At 32.1% G+C, this 15,301-nt stretch carries 10 protein-coding genes; 4 read left to right on the forward strand and 6 right to left on the reverse strand.

What is annotated here, in order from left to right; all coding sequences use genetic code 11:
- Window positions 1-978 precede the first annotated feature (978 nt).
- The 3 genes from IPK88_07135 to IPK88_07145 all read right to left on the reverse strand — a co-directional run bounded on the left by IPK88_07135 (window position 979) and on the right by IPK88_07145 (window position 6,044).
- Window positions 979-2,817 (reverse strand): hypothetical protein, encoded by a 1,839-nt coding sequence (locus IPK88_07135; protein MBK8243181.1) that lies wholly within the window; start codon window positions 2,815-2,817, stop codon window positions 979-981.
- A gap of 2,097 nt (window positions 2,818-4,914) precedes the next feature.
- Window positions 4,915-5,124 carry a DUF2007 domain-containing protein gene (locus IPK88_07140; GenBank protein ID MBK8243182.1) on the reverse strand — a complete coding sequence of 70 codons (210 nt, stop codon included), beginning with the start codon at window positions 5,122-5,124 and terminating at the stop codon, window positions 4,915-4,917.
- A gap of 347 nt (window positions 5,125-5,471) precedes the next feature.
- Window positions 5,472-6,044: an aminoacyl-tRNA hydrolase gene (locus tag IPK88_07145; GenBank protein ID MBK8243183.1), complete on the reverse strand. Its 573-nt coding sequence runs from the start codon at window positions 6,042-6,044 to the stop codon at window positions 5,472-5,474.
- Between the two features lie 105 nt (window positions 6,045-6,149).
- Between IPK88_07145 and IPK88_07150 the strand changes: the two genes are divergently transcribed.
- From IPK88_07150 to IPK88_07165, 4 genes are all read left to right on the forward strand, one after another.
- Entirely contained in the window at window positions 6,150-7,166 is a 1,017-nt protein-coding gene (locus tag IPK88_07150) for an SPASM domain-containing protein (GenBank protein MBK8243184.1), read from the forward strand.
- A gap of 492 nt (window positions 7,167-7,658) precedes the next feature.
- A complete protein-coding gene (locus IPK88_07155; GenBank protein ID MBK8243185.1) occupies window positions 7,659-9,314 on the forward strand; it encodes an NAD(P)H-dependent oxidoreductase subunit E in 1,656 nt (551 codons plus the stop codon).
- A 92-nt stretch (window positions 9,315-9,406) separates the two neighbouring features.
- A complete protein-coding gene (fdhF, locus tag IPK88_07160) occupies window positions 9,407-12,121 on the forward strand; it encodes a formate dehydrogenase subunit alpha (GenBank protein MBK8243186.1) in 2,715 nt (904 codons plus the stop codon).
- A 96-nt stretch (window positions 12,122-12,217) separates the two neighbouring features.
- Entirely contained in the window at window positions 12,218-12,802 is a 585-nt protein-coding gene (locus IPK88_07165) for a peptidoglycan-binding protein (protein ID MBK8243187.1), read from the forward strand.
- Window positions 12,803-12,856: 54 nt separating this feature from the next.
- On the opposite strand, the gene IPK88_07170 is transcribed toward IPK88_07165, so the two are convergent.
- From IPK88_07170 to IPK88_07180, 3 genes are all read right to left on the reverse strand, one after another.
- Window positions 12,857-13,702 carry a T9SS type A sorting domain-containing protein gene (locus tag IPK88_07170; protein MBK8243188.1) on the reverse strand — a complete coding sequence of 282 codons (846 nt, stop codon included), beginning with the start codon at window positions 13,700-13,702 and terminating at the stop codon, window positions 12,857-12,859.
- 120 nt (window positions 13,703-13,822) lie between these two features.
- Window positions 13,823-14,569, reverse strand: a complete 747-nt coding sequence (gene fabG, locus IPK88_07175; protein ID MBK8243189.1) for a 3-oxoacyl-[acyl-carrier-protein] reductase — start codon at window positions 14,567-14,569, stop codon at window positions 13,823-13,825.
- 35 nt (window positions 14,570-14,604) lie between these two features.
- Window positions 14,605-15,291: a DUF4290 domain-containing protein gene (locus IPK88_07180; protein MBK8243190.1), complete on the reverse strand. Its 687-nt coding sequence runs from the start codon at window positions 15,289-15,291 to the stop codon at window positions 14,605-14,607.
- Between the last annotated feature and the right edge of the window lie 10 nt (window positions 15,292-15,301).

The following is a 15,301-nucleotide window of genomic DNA, read 5'->3' on the forward strand; positions in this document are numbered from 1 at the left end:
TCCTTCAGGATTGAGACTGAAGATGCAAAGAATATGACAAAAGAAATATTTCTAAATATGATGTTCAAGAATTAATTAATCTTCCGAATTACAAGATTTATTTAAAATTTATGATTGATGGACGCTAAATTGATCTTTTAGTGCATTAACAAATTTCAAACTAAAGCAGCAAATTTTAAATTGCACTTTAAACAATCAATAGATTTATTATATTTGAGCTCAAATTTAATATTTGATTTTAGTTTAATATCAAAAGTACTGTGTGATTATGGCATTATTAATTATACCAAACGATTTTGTGTAATATTATTTTGAATTTGGTTGAATTGCATTAATTTTTTAACTTGTGATAGTCTATTATAAATTATTTCAAGTTCCTGACTAGCTACTTTGTATAATTCCTTTAAAGAAGACGTTAAATATATTCCTACCAAAATTAATAAAATATATTTCAATAGATTCATATTAAAATTAAACTGTGACAATACTTTTACTAACGATATAAAACCAACAATAGTTGTAAACAAAATTGATAAGTAATATGAGTAATAACAAATTTTTTTAAAATTTCGTAACTCAAATAAGTAAGTATTCAATTCATGTTCTGTTAATATCATATTGTACTTAGTTTTAATATTAATAAATATTTTATCATTGCGCTGAATTAGAATTATATTCAAAACAACAAGTACAAATAACAAACACAATATAACTATCATGATCCAATTTTAATATTCTATCCCTAACATGATTAAAAATAGTTACAAAACAAATTTAACTAAGTTACTAATCAGTGAATGACATATTATATTAAACTTAACTATAAACATATTACTTCTTACATTCATACAATAATTATATTCACTAACTCCCAACAAGATAAATTATAAAATAATGTCAAAAATTAAATTACGCTTTTACAATTTTTGCCATAAATTTATTTACTTTATTACGAATGTACAATAAAAATACTAATTCCTACCAGAAAAAAATATTTTTCTTAATTTTTGGGGAATAAACATCAACCTTAAGTCCATAGAATAATAAACTATCAGTGCTTGGATTCCATATAAATACCTTAAATAAATCTTTATCACGATCAATTTTCGGACACATCAGCCAATAGGATAAAAACTGAGTATCTCTATTAACTTCCTCTTTTACTAGAGGTTGACTCATAAACCAATTATATTGATTACCCTTTCGTTCCATATTTGAAACAATCCCAAATTTTGGAATTTTACTTCTAGTTAATCCAATACACCCAGTGATATGCATATACTTAAACTCTGAATTATTTAAATACTTATTTGGAATATTTAATCCCGCTGAATATGGGTTATTTGAATTTAACAATACACCACTTATCTTATTAGAATTTAGCGTAATACTATCTGTAATTCCAATGGAGTAGGTAAATTCCTTATTAAATAATTCAAGATTAGGTCCTTTATCATTAGGTATAAATCCATCTATCGGTTTTTGGAGGAGTAATTCTTTCTGTGATTCTGTAACAGGTGTTGTTTGACCAAAAACGCTTAGATAATAATCTTTACTAATATAATTTGATGTAAGAATACCTTGTCGAATTTGCCATGTTTGAAATAAATTCAAAATAACTATTGCAATGATCACTAAAAAAGCTATTACCTTATAGGTAATTTTTCTTTGAATTAGGTTCGATAAAAATGCAGCAAATCCAAGAGCAAATATTGAATACATCGGAATTATAGTTCTTTGCCCGAATGACTCTGCATACCACCAACAAGTCCAACTGGAAATGAGATACAAATTTATTATGGAAAAAATTAAAATTGGAAATAGCCATTCTGTATGTACTTTTTTTAAATAAAATATTCCAATTATCATTAATATTGACAATGGGGTAAATATAAATAATCCTTTTCTTGCGCTAAGAAATACTTCCAGGATATAGGGCTTAGTAATTTCAAGGACTTGACCTTGATTATCTTGGTAGGAATAATAGATCCATTGACCAGTTACAATTTTCCAATACAAGAGTTGTATAAAGACAACACCCAGTCCAGGTAATATTGCTAGAATCAATTTTATAGGTTTTTCAATTAATCGATTTATGTTCTTCCAAATCTTTTCCCAAGAATTAACTCCATACAATAATGGTATTAGAAAACAAAATATTTCCGAATTTCTAACAATTAATATTAGAGCACACGCAAGAATTATAAACAGAAGATATTTATACGAATTCTTTATATAATATTGATGGGTAACATAAAGCAGTATCGAATATAAAGTAAATAGATAATTATGACTCATTAAACCATGACCATGCATGAAGGAATGAAAGAAATAATTAGTTCCAAAAACTATCAGTCCAACACATAATGATGTAATCAATTCATTATAATAAAATCTGATAAAATTAAATAAAAAAAATATTCCAATTAAGGATATTAGAAATGACCAATAAAATACAGATTTCTTAAAAATTAAGTTAAAACCGAATTCGTGATCTATTCCAAGACAACTACTAATAAAATAACCTATAAAATAAGCAGGAGAATAAGCTACAGCCAAACCAATTGGATAACGAATAACGGAGTTATCAGAATTTTTTACTTTATAGATTTGGTATAGCGCTAAATTGGGATCAGCCAATTTGTTTAATGAGTCAAGTATTTGTGTATTTTTTAATTTGATATCTTTTAAATGGACAAACGCAGGTAAATAAGCATAATAACCAAAACTGTCATAGCTTATTTGATAATTTTTATTTTCAAGTAAATACGTAATACTATAAATTCCAATAATTAAAATAAGTCCTTTAAATTTCATACAAATTATTTAATATTTAAAATAGATAACGCTTTTTCTTGAATCTTGATTAATAAAAAAATATACTTATTTAATTTTTGCTCGCAAATAAGTTAAAAAAAGAAGTTTACTTATCATCCTAAAAATAAACGGTGAGAAGATACTATTCAAATAATCGTATTTCTAATCATTCAATTTCAAAATAATTTTTAAGCATCCAATTTATTTTTTTTGTTTCATAATTTGAATTAATTTCAGGCTTTAAATACCATTCTGATTTTTCAATACAACATAATTCTAAAGTTATAGATGAAAAAATAATTAAGTTCTCATAATAGTTATATTAAGATTGAAAATATTAAATTTTGCTAGTTATTTTGATAACATTAAATTAAGTTTACAAATATAAATTATATATTTGTATTTTTCAAATTTATTGACAAAATTGAGAGTAAACACCTATGGAATTCAGAGAATACCGATAACTAATTTTTAAATTCTATCTATTTCTTGAAATTAATTCAATAATTTGTATGTAAATTTATATTTTAACTTTAAACGCATTATTAGTTTATTAGCCATTTTTTTGGATTTCATTTTTAAGCTATTTAAAATTTAATAAACATCAAAGAATCGATTTTCTCTTTTATCTCAGGTTTTTTAATAAATTATGTCAAAGATCAAAGATTAGCTTGAATTTGGTTAGGACTTTCATACTAACCTAGGGAACAATTAATCTAACACAAGATTTTACCTTTTGCCATACGAATCAACTTATTATCCAAAAATCAACAATTCGAAAGTTGAAGAATTGATTCTACGTCAACATTGGAGTGTTGATATGAAATTATTCGAAGAATTCACTGCCCTATTTTTAAGCAGATAATATCGGGTAAATTGATACTTATATTTATACAGGGGTGGAGTAACATATAACTACATCGATATCAGTATACTTTTACTGCTGTTTATCGGAAAGGCTCTTGCTTTAATATTTGCCAATATTTACCAAACCGAAAAATTTAAACCTATTTAAATTGATATTAAACTTACTAAAAGGTTTCAAGTCACTTGTAAGTTGTTGGATTTCCAATGTTTGACTATCTAATAATAATACCCAATTCTGGTTATTATTCCTTCGCGGATTGAGGCACTCTTTAATTCAAATTCTAATCCATATTAAAATTTTGACATGAAAGAGGAATTTAAATCTTCTTGAAGTACTATTATTTCAAAAAGCTTTACCTCATTTAAGGAAGTGACCAACAAAATCATCACAATGCCAGAATAAGGAGTAGTCTCCTGGCGAAGAACATGGAGTATATATGAATTAGCCTAGAACTATGCAATTGGACATGTATATATAGATATTAACTTCGTCTTGATGAACAATGCAGTACATCCAATTCCATATTTCATGAAATTTAACCAAGTGAGGGCACTGGGGAGAGGATTAGATTTGAAATTAGGTAAATTTAATACCGTACTAAATATTCTTGAATATCACCATGATAATATACTGTACTTCTTTGATAAAAGTAATATAAATGCCAATGCTGAAACATTAACGTTTAAATATAGGGCTATAGAGCTAATTTATGAGATGTAACTGATATTGAATTATTCCTCTATATATTAAAAAATTATGTGACTAGGATAGATTACTCCCCAGAAAAACAATTTTAATAAGTTTATTCCCCAAATAATGAAAGAAAAATACGAATTAGTTCTACTTATTAGACCTTGACCATTACTTAGCTTAAAAAAAATGTATGGAATTATAATAATTCAGAGAAAGTTACTGGCTATGTATCAGTAAAAATGACATTATCATACAAATTCAATTATACAGAATATTTAAGATTTTAGGGCAATTAAATATTATTTTAAAGAAAAGCCCAAGTATTTTTGGTTAAAATAGCTTTTTAGGTTTATTTTGCGGAATAAAATCACTTCATGGAAGTCAAAGAATTAAAAAAAGGCAGTAAGGGTAGATGTTTCATTTTCTTCCTCGTTTTCTTGTTTCTTTTCCTTGCCTTATGGGTATGGATATACAGCAAGAATTCTGTTCTTACCTTTTAGCCGTTAGATTAGCATCATATTGAGCTAAGTTAAGAGCTAATCCTCTTCATTTTCAAACAATAGAATAGAAGCAATTTCGTATTGGCCTTCTTTTACATAAAGGTCAATGACATTCATGGATAGTTGTATAGATCCTTTTTCTTTGGGCATGACCATAGCCTCAATTCCATTTTTAGTTAATTGGAGCCGTTTAAGCTCTGCCAAGTAATGGTCACGAATTGTCATAACTTTCTTCCAACCTTGCATAACAGTGTATTTTATATAAAAACAAAATTATATATATTTTTTAACTAATATGTAATATTATTTCACAAAAAAATTTTGAAAAAAATAATAATGCATCATTATTTGTAATATTATCAATATTATATATATATAAATAATTGTATTTTAATAAAATAATATAAAATTAGTAAAAATGAGTTAAGTATTTTGTTTATAAAATTTCACTAAATATTTTGAACTTATTTGGACCCATGATATAAAAATGATGCAATTTTGATATTTTCAAAACTAAAATCAATGATCAACGCATTAATTTTATTCCAAATAGGATTAACAGATGGGTCCTGGAAGGCTATTAATTAAGCTCATTATTCTATTTTTTTTGAATTGTATTGATTCATGGTAACATTTAAGCCAGATGCACAAAAACTAAGTATGGCCTCGCCACATAATGCAGTTATCTTAGGTAGAATTTCTATCTCTTCTTTGTTCCACTTTCCAAGAACATAATTGATTTGATGACCTTTGGCGTATTGATTGCCAATTCCGACTCTTAATCTAGGATATAGATTCGTATTTAATTGTAGGTCAATATCTTTCAAACCATTGTGGCCACCATCATTTCCTCCGGACCTCATTCTGATCGTACCATAATTAAGATTGAGATCATCTAACACAACCAATATTTGATCTACATCTACATGATCCTTCTGCATCCAATATTTTACCGCCTTTCCGCTTAAATTCATAAATGTGGTGGGTTTGATCAAAATCAACTGATGTCCTTTATGACGAATAGTGGTTCTGTGGCACAAAGAATCTGAACTCCATGTAGCCCCTTTTTCCATAGCCAGGGCATCAACTACTTCAAAACCCATATTATGCCTGGTACCAAAATACTCTTTATCCATATTACCCAAGCCAATGATTAAATACTTCATTCACGAAATTTGGACAAAGATATTCACATTCAAAGTTTCTGATTTAAAATATAGATGGCAAAAGCGGCAAACTAAAATCAAATCTATTTACATCTTTGCATCTATATGGCACTCCTATCATTAGAAACTCAATTCATACTTAAAAAATTAAGTTACACTCGAATTTTGAATGCCCTTAAAGTTTTCCTTTCTTATTATTATTCTAAATTATTAGGCAAATCACATCATTGGGGTATGCCCATCACGGTATCCATTGAGCCAACTACGGCTTGTAATTTAAAATGTCCCGAATGCCCATCTGGACTTCGTTCATTTACCAGACCAACCGGAAATCTAAAGTCGTCATTTTTTAAAAATTATATTGATGAGGTCTATCATCATCTTACTGCCTTAACATTCTACTTTCAAGGTGAGCCTTATATACACCCAGAATTTTTAGACATGGTTCGATACGCCAATGATCGTAATATATACACGATGACTTCCACAAATGGTCATTTTCTTACCCCCGAGAATTGTATAAAAACGGTTGAAAGTGGATTGGATCGTTTAATCATATCTTTGGATGGAACCACCCAGGAAACATATGAGAAATATCGAATTGAGGGCAAACTTGAAAAAGTGATTTCAGGAATCAAAAATATAGTAGAGGCCAAGAAAAAGTTAAAAAGTAAAAGACCACTTGTGGTTATTCAATTTCTTGTGGTCAAACCAAATGAACATCAAATACCAGAAATCCAAGCTTTGACTAAATCACTGGGTGCAAATCAATTGGTATTGAAAACCGCACAAATTTATGACTATACCAATGGATCAAATCTGATTCCAGAACAATCTATATATAGCAGATATCAAAAAGAAACTGACGGGTCTTACAGAGTAAAAAATAGGTTTCTCAATGAATGTTGGCGTATGTGGCAAGGCTGTGTTATAACCTGGGATGGTCGGGTGGTCCCTTGCTGTTTTGATAAAGACGCGGAGCATCAATTGGGTAAAATGCCGGAGCAAAACTTCCAAAGCATTTGGCATGGGGCGCCTTATAATAAGTTTAGAAATCAAATTTTGTCCGGAAGAGATCAAATCGAAATTTGTAAAAATTGTACTGAAGGTGGTTTTCTCTAGATTTTAATTAAAACCCATTTCTCATTAAAATGTCATAGGAATGATTCGTGCATACCATTTCCCTCGGGAGGAATCGAAAAATGATATTTGGGCCCATACCAATCACTGCTAAATTTGGCAATATAGGTTTTACTGTGTTTTTAGGTGTTGGATTTAATAAAGGAATGCTTTTTCAAAAGTACAACTCTCCAGCAAGTATCCTGGACTTATCCACGTCTTATCCACGGCTTATCCTCGGGTCATCCTAATTGTTTGTTTTGTCCTTGTCTTGTCTCCGTCTGAATTAAGAAAATACGTTACTACAACTTAGACTCTAAAAGAGATTTCTTTTCATTCGAGGCACACCTCACATTAGCGAATTTGTTGTTGACATCTAAAAATGTTATATAATAATTTTTATAATAAAAAGATTTTATTATCAAAAATTATTGATTTTGTATTCATCTGTCTTTGAATCGGCGTATTTTCACCCATAATTCATTGATCTAAATTATGTCAAAAAACTTAAGTCACCTATCAGGTCGGAAGGAACTTACAGATAATCTGTTTGAATATATCGGTCTTTTGGCTGAAAAAGATGGAAGTCTATCTTCAGAAGATGCTGCAAAAGTGGCAGAAGAATTTCTAATGGGCACTGCCAATGTTTTTGGTACAGCATCCTTTTATGATTTTACAAGACCAGAAAACAAAGGCAAAAAAGTCTATACCTGCAATGGTTCGGCTTGCTTAGTTGCAGGCACTCAAGATCAAGTCAAAAAGAATTTAAGTCAATATTTTAATGATTCCGAAATTGGAGAAATGTGTTGTTTGGGTCGGTGTCATGAGAATAGCGCATTTCATTTTGATGGCGTTAATTATTCAGGGGATCAATCCGATCAATTGGATTCAATATTTAATGGTACACAGAAAAATGGAGTAGACCATTATCAAGTAAAAGCTTTGGGTCAACAGGTGTTAACTGCAACACCTAAAAATCTTCAGGATATTTTACCTGATTTACGAGTCTTATTGTCTAAATCTCCGGAAGAATTACTTGTAGAACTTAAAACCTCTGGATTACGTGGTCGCGGTGGGGCTGGATTTCCCATGGCCTTTAAGCTAGATGCATGTTCGAAATCAAAAGGACCGCGAAAGTTTATTGTATGTAATGCAGACGAAGGGGATCCAGGATCCTATTCGGATCGATACTTACTTGAAAGCCAACCAATGCTTGTGCTCATTGGAATGTGGATTGCGGGTTATATGACCGGCGCTGATCGAGGTGTAGTCTACATCAGAGCAGAATATCCTGAATCCATAGATAAAATTAATGAAGCCGTTCTAGAACTTAGAGAATCTGGCATCTTAGGAGAAGGTATTTTTGGAAGTCCATTCAATTTTGAATTCAAAGTTATCAAAGCACAGGGTGCTTATATATGTGGTGAAGAAACAGCTTTACTTTCTTCTATTGAGGGCCAAAGACCTGAGGTTAGAGTACGACCTCCTTTTCCAGTTCATGAAGGCCTTTTTAGAAAGCCGACGGTAGTTAATAATGTAGAAACGCTTGCTAATTTATTTTATATAATGACTCAAGGTGGCAAAGCATATTCAGAAATTGGTACTGCAAAATCAACTGGAACAAAATTGATTTCCTTGGATAGTGGATTTAAACATCCAGGTATTTATGAAGTTGACATGGGAACTCCGCTAAGACAAGCCATTGAAACTTTAGGCGGTGGTTTTTCAAGGCCAACAAAAGCGCTTCATATTGGTGGTCCATTAGGTGGCTTAGTCCCGATTTCACAAATAGACGAATTGACATTAGATTTTGAAGGTTTTGCACAGGCTGGATTTATGTTAGGTCACGCATCCATTGTAAGCATTCCAGAATCTTATCCCATGATAGAATATTTGGAACATTTATTTGCTTTTACAGCTCATGAAAGTTGTGGTAAGTGTTTTCCTTGTCGATTGGGTTCTACCCGAGGTAAAGAATTGATACAAAAAGCCCAACAAGACATTCAGTACAAAATTGATATCCAATTGATGAATGATCTTTTGGATACGATGAAAAGAGGTTCATTATGTGCTTTAGGTGGTGGAATTCCATTACCTGTATATAATGCACTTCAATATTTTAAAGACGAACTAGCACCTTATTTCAAATGATTAAACGCTATTGTACAAACTTATAAACTATCTATATGCAATCTGATGTTTCGGTACTTTCAAAAACCACCTCGACTGCCAATAAATTGAAAATGGCCCAAATAAATGGTCAAGATTATGAAATAAAGGATGGAGAAACCATTTTAGCTTTCGTAAAACGCCATTTTGGGAAAGATTATATTCCTACGCTCTGCGACGCACCCAATTTAGAACCATTTGGGGCTTGTAGAGTATGTAGTGTGGAAGTAACCCGTCCTGGAAATGGTGGTCTAAAAGCTGTGGCTTCATGTCATACACCAATTGAAGAGAACATGATGGTTTTTACTGAGACGGAATCCATTCAAAAGTTGCGCAAAAATATCATGGAACTCGTCTTAACAGACCACCCCTTGGATTGTCTAACCTGTGAGGTTAATGGGAACTGTGAATTACAGGATACAGCCGCTCGGGTTGGTATACGGAAAGTTAGATACCCCGAAGGAAAAAACCATTTGGATCGTCAGAAAGACAATAGTCATCCTTATATGACTTCAGACATGTCAAAGTGCATTATGTGTTACAGATGTGTACGTGCTTGTGATGAAGTTCAAGGCCAATTGGTATTAAGTGTTATGGGCCGTGGATTTGATGCAAGTATTATTAAAGGCATGAACCAATCTTTTATGGAGTCTGAATGTGTAAGTTGTGGAGCTTGTGCACAGGCATGCCCTACCTCAGCTATTTCAGATGTATTTCAATCTAAGGCATTAGTTGGACAGGATAAAGTTAGAACAATTTGCACCTATTGTGGTGTTGGGTGTAATCTTGAAGTAAGTGTTAAAAGTGGCAACATATTAAGTATTCAAGCACCTTATAATGCAGATGTAAACCAAGGACATACTTGTTTAAAAGGTCGATATGCGTTTCGATTTTACAATCACCCGGAACGATTACAATATCCTATGATACGCAATGCTGAAGGGGTATTAGAACGTGTTACCTGGGATGAGGTATATGATTACATTGCGAAAAGATTGACTGATATTAAAAAAACATTTGGACCAAATGCCATCGGTGGAATTTCATCTTCGCGTTGTACCAATGAGGAGAATTACTTGATGCAGAAATTTATTAGAGCCGTTATTGGAACTAACAATATAGATGGATGTGCAAGAGTCTGTCATTCACCTACAGCCCTTGGAATGCAACGAACATTTGGCACAGGTGCTGCAACAAATTCAATTGAAGATTTAAAATTAACGTCAGCTGTATTAATCATTGGAGCGAATCCTACTGAAGGTCACCCAGTAACAGGTGCGAAATTGCGTCAACATGCTATGAAAGGCAAGACCACCATAGTTATTGACCCCCGACGAACCGAAATAGCTAAATTAGCAACCCACCATTTACAATTGAGGCCCGGTACCAATGTAGCCGTATTAAGTATGATGTTGTATTACATCGTCACAGAGAATAAATTAGATCAATCCTTTATACAGGATAGAACGGAAGGATTTGAAGATTTTAAAGCCAATATATTAAGCCTGAATATCGAAGAATTGGAATCGGTATCAGGTGTTCCTCGTGAGCAAGCTAAAGCAGCAGCATTAGCTTATGCTTCTGCACCATTAGCAATGTCCTTCCATGGACTGGGAGTAACAGAACATTTTCAAGGGACGTATACCGTAATGCTGATTGCGGATCTTGCTATGATTACCGGAAATATTGGAAAACCTGGTTGTGGGGTCAATCCATTAAGAGGTCAAAATAATGTTCAGGGTATGGCTGATATGGGTGCACAACCCTACCAGGCTGCAGGGTATTATGATGTTACTTTACCGGAAATCAAGGCCAAATTCAGTACTTTTTACGGTGTGGAAGTGCCTTCTGAAGTTGGCTTAAAAATCCCTGAAATGTACAATGCTGCCATAGCTGGTCAGTTTAAAGCACTTTGGATCATGGGAGATGACTTGGTTCAATCAGATCCAAATACGAATAAAGTAATTAAAGCCATTAAATCTCTGGATTTGTTAATCGTCCAGGAAATTTTCCTAACTGAAACCGCTAAACTAGCTCATGTTGTGTTGCCTGGGGCTTCATTTCTGGAAAAAGAAGGGACATTTACCAATGGAGAACGACGAATTCAAAGAGTCAATCAAGTGGTAAAACCCATTGGTGATTCCAAAATAGATGGTCAGATCATGGTAGATATCATGAATAGGATGGGTTATAAACAAGCCGATTATTCTGCTAAAACCATGCTTGAAGAAATTTCTCAAATCGTTCCATTTTTTGCCGGAGTCAAATGGGATGAACTTGGAGAAAATGGAAAACAATGGCCTGTACTACCGGATGGTTCTGATACTAAAATTTTGCACATAGATACCTTCAAACGAGGTAAAGGAAAATTTGAATTCAGCGCCTTTGCAGAATCACCTGAAATCCTAGAAAACAGTGAAGATTTTCCAATAATATTAACAACTAATAGAGTCCTTGAACATTACAATGCAGGGACTATGACACGACGTACAGGAAATGTTGAAATCATTACCGAAGATTTGGTCCTTATCAATCCAGAAGATGCCGCAACTTATCATCTCGAAGAAGGCGATCCAGTGATCATTGAATCCGCACGAGGTCAAATAGAAATCAAAGCGCACATAACGGATGAAGTGAAACAAGGCGTCATTAGCACGACCTTTCATTTTCCAGAATTGTTTGTGAATATAGTTACTTCAGATGTTAGTGATACTATTGCGAAGTGCCCTGAATTTAAAGTAGTGTGTGTAAGGATTAGGAAGGGAGAAAGTATATTATCTACAATATAATTTTATCGTTAAGTTATTTGTTGCAAATTAATAGAATTGATCACCTTTGGTAAAATTTATATGCTAGTTTATTATTAGATCAACAAATAGTTTATTTTGAAATTAATCTTTTTGCTTTTCATTTGCTCGAGTTTAATGTTATTTAGTCAAAGTTTTGACATACCTGACGCCAAGGCAGGATGTTGCTATGAGAAATGCAAACGACAAATAATAGATTATGGGGATAATTGTGTTCTCTCTGAAATGCCAGTTCCATTATTATTCGGTAAATCCAATAAAAGTTTATTTATCTTAAATATCTCACCAGATAAAGAATTCAATTTTTACAAAAGATTTAAGGATTCGGCTATTTTTATCCCTAATTATCCCTTTGAAATTGATATCGTATTAGATACCAATATTATAAAAAGTTTTAGGATTGAAAAAATGGAAGTGTTAACTTGTCCATATAAATTAGGATTTACTGAATGGGAAGAGGTAGTATGTGACAACAAGGTAAATTCTACAATAATTAAACAATTAAAACTAGCTTTAATCAATTTAGGCTATCCTTTAGATGAAAGAAATGAGTTATTTGATATTTCAACAAAAAAGGCGTTGAAAGCTTTTCAAGAATCAAGAAATCTTCCTATTGGATTTTTAAATAAAAAGACTTTAGCAGTCTTAGGGATTAACGATTAAAAATTGGAATGATATTATTTTGTAAAAGTTATTCAATGTAAAAAAAGTCCACCATCAATTTTTTATAAACAATTTCTTTAATACCGCATTTTTTTTATTAGAACATTCACCAATATAAATTCCAGGTTTAAGCTGACTCACGTCAATTTTGAAATCATTTCTATTATTTACTTTATACGAACTGATCAATTTACCATCCAGATTTGAAATAGAGAATGTTAATTCATCATCGTTTGAATTATTGATTAATGAAATTAATAATTGATCGTCAACAGGATTAGGATTCATAATAAAATTTAAATCTAATGTGGGATTTTCTACACTTGAAGAATTACACCCAAAATTAGAAAACAATCCATCTCCTCCCCAATCTATTGTCATTCCACCCTGAATACTTGAAAATTCAGTGATCATTAAGCCATAAAAATGCCCTTTTTGCATTTCTATGAATTTGCAAAATCCATCTTCACCAAAATCACAATTAAAATTTTCCATAGAGTCTTGAGATATTAGATTCAAACCTGTTTTCCAGGCACAAGGTGGCGAAGTTGCATTACAGCGCAAAACCAACTTATCGTTACAGTTATGAATCCCATTTGGTAACTCATATAATGCAAAGTCAATATCATCAGTTGTATCATAAGGGGTTATAGTGAATGTTAATGTTCCATCATTTTCAGCAAGCCAGTAGAACCAATTGGTTGGTGCATCTTTAAATATTCCTAAACCTACATCCAAACAACTACCAACACTTTCTTGGTCATCATTGCCAACACCAATAATTGAATTGATAACAATTTGATTTTTATTACATAGACGCAAAGCTGAGATGCAGTCTTCATTTTGAGCTTGTAAATGATTGAATACTAGAATTAATAATAGATTGAATGTATATTTCATAGTTCTAAATTTTATCATAGTGAATTTAATAGGGTCAGTGAAAATCCAAATACACCTTGGATATTATTCACCAAATATAGAATAAAATAAATGAAACCTCTATGACTCTGTTAAAAATTACTACATATTCAACCCACCACACACACTAATCACTTGACCTGTGACATAACTCGATTGATCCGATGCGAGAAAAGAGACTACATTAGCCACTTCAGATGCCTGAGCGAGTCTACCAAGTGGAATACTTTTCAGAAAATTTTCTTTGGTTTTTTCATCCAATACATGCGTCATTTCTGTTTCAATAAATCCCGGAGCAATAGCATTGCATCGGATATTTCTTGAAGCAACTTCCTTAGCAATAGATTTAGTGAATCCAATCATACCTGCCTTAGAAGCAGCATAATTGGCTTGGCCTGCATTTCCAAATACACCGACTACTGAACTTATATTAATGATGGATCCTGAGCGCTGACGCATCATAGGTGTCAGGACATATTTGCATAAATTGAAGGCAGACTTGAGATTGCTATCTAACACTTCATCCCATTGTTCTTCAGTCATTCTCACCAGCAAATTATCTCTAGTGATTCCTGCATTATTAACCAGAATATCTATTTTCCCAAAGTCTTGAATAACTTGAGCAATAAGGTCTTTACATTGGGTATGATCAGAAGCATTGGATTGGTATGCTTTGACCCGAACGCCATGGCTTTGTAATTGATCTACTAATGCTGTTGCTCGATCAGGAGAGGACAAATAAGTGAATGCAACATCTGCACCTTCCTTAACTAAATGTTCCACTATAGAAGCACCGATTCCTCGGCTTCCACCTGTTACCAATGCGATTTTACCGGAGATATTAGACATGATATTTAATTAATATTATAAAATGCTATTGTTCGCTATTGTGGTCTTCTGTTGTTATTAGAATTTGATTTAAATCGATTTTTATTGAAATTTCTATTGTTGTTATTATTGCTTTGATTTCGAGGTTTGAAATTTGGCTTTCGTTGATGTCTAGTAAACGAAACATTAGAATCAAGTGTAACATCATCAGGTAAGACCAACTTTCCTTTGGACATATTATGTAAATCTTCTTTAATGATATCATCATTTACATAATGTTCTTTATTCCAGTTTTTATAAGCCGTTTTCATGTAACTAGCAATAAGTACTGAAAAAGCTTCTCTCTTTGCTGGATCTTCAAGTTCGATCGCTTTTAAAATCATAGCATTGACATAATTGCCATAATGACGATAGCGTTCTGCGCGTCCAGGATATGGAATTTTTTCAGGTTTAACAAAATCTAAATCGGGACTTGGGGTTACTCCAGGTGGTGGCGTAATATTGATATCATACTTGGCAATTCTAAAAAAATGGTGCCATAATTTTTTACGGTGTTCTTCAAGATTTCGATTGTATGGGGTCATGATTTGCATGAGATCTAAAATAGATTCAGCAAAAGCATGTCTGTATTCATTATCTTCAATAGTCTTACAATGACGCACCAATTCCTGAACATTTCTTCCATATTCAGGAATGATAAGTTCTTCCAATTGTGTATTATAAACAAATTGTACGTCTCGCATGGCTTAATAA

It is taken from the genome of Candidatus Defluviibacterium haderslevense (genome assembly GCA_016712225.1).
GTDB classification, from domain to species: Bacteria; Bacteroidota; Bacteroidia; order Chitinophagales; family Saprospiraceae; genus Vicinibacter; species Vicinibacter haderslevensis.

What these genes read in the sequence shown, in the direction of transcription:
- IPK88_07135 (MBK8243181.1), bottom strand. Translation starts at nt 2,817, where the DNA reads ATGAAATTTAAAGGACTTATTTTAATTATTGGAATTTATAGTATTACG.
- fabG (MBK8243189.1), bottom strand. Translation starts at nt 14,569, where the DNA reads ATGTCTAATATCTCCGGTAAAATCGCATTGGTAACAGGTGGAAGCCGA.
- IPK88_07155 (MBK8243185.1), top strand. Translation starts at nt 7,659, where the DNA reads ATGTCAAAAAACTTAAGTCACCTATCAGGTCGGAAGGAACTTACAGAT.
- IPK88_07180 (MBK8243190.1), bottom strand. Translation starts at nt 15,291, where the DNA reads ATGCGAGACGTACAATTTGTTTATAATACACAATTGGAAGAACTTATC.
- IPK88_07145 (MBK8243183.1), bottom strand. Translation starts at nt 6,044, where the DNA reads ATGAAGTATTTAATCATTGGCTTGGGTAATATGGATAAAGAGTATTTT.
- IPK88_07170 (MBK8243188.1), bottom strand. Translation starts at nt 13,702, where the DNA reads ATGAAATATACATTCAATCTATTATTAATTCTAGTATTCAATCATTTA.
- IPK88_07140 (MBK8243182.1), bottom strand. Translation starts at nt 5,124, where the DNA reads ATGCAAGGTTGGAAGAAAGTTATGACAATTCGTGACCATTACTTGGCA.
- IPK88_07150 (MBK8243184.1), top strand. Translation starts at nt 6,150, where the DNA reads ATGGCACTCCTATCATTAGAAACTCAATTCATACTTAAAAAATTAAGT.
- fdhF (MBK8243186.1), top strand. Translation starts at nt 9,407, where the DNA reads ATGGCCCAAATAAATGGTCAAGATTATGAAATAAAGGATGGAGAAACC.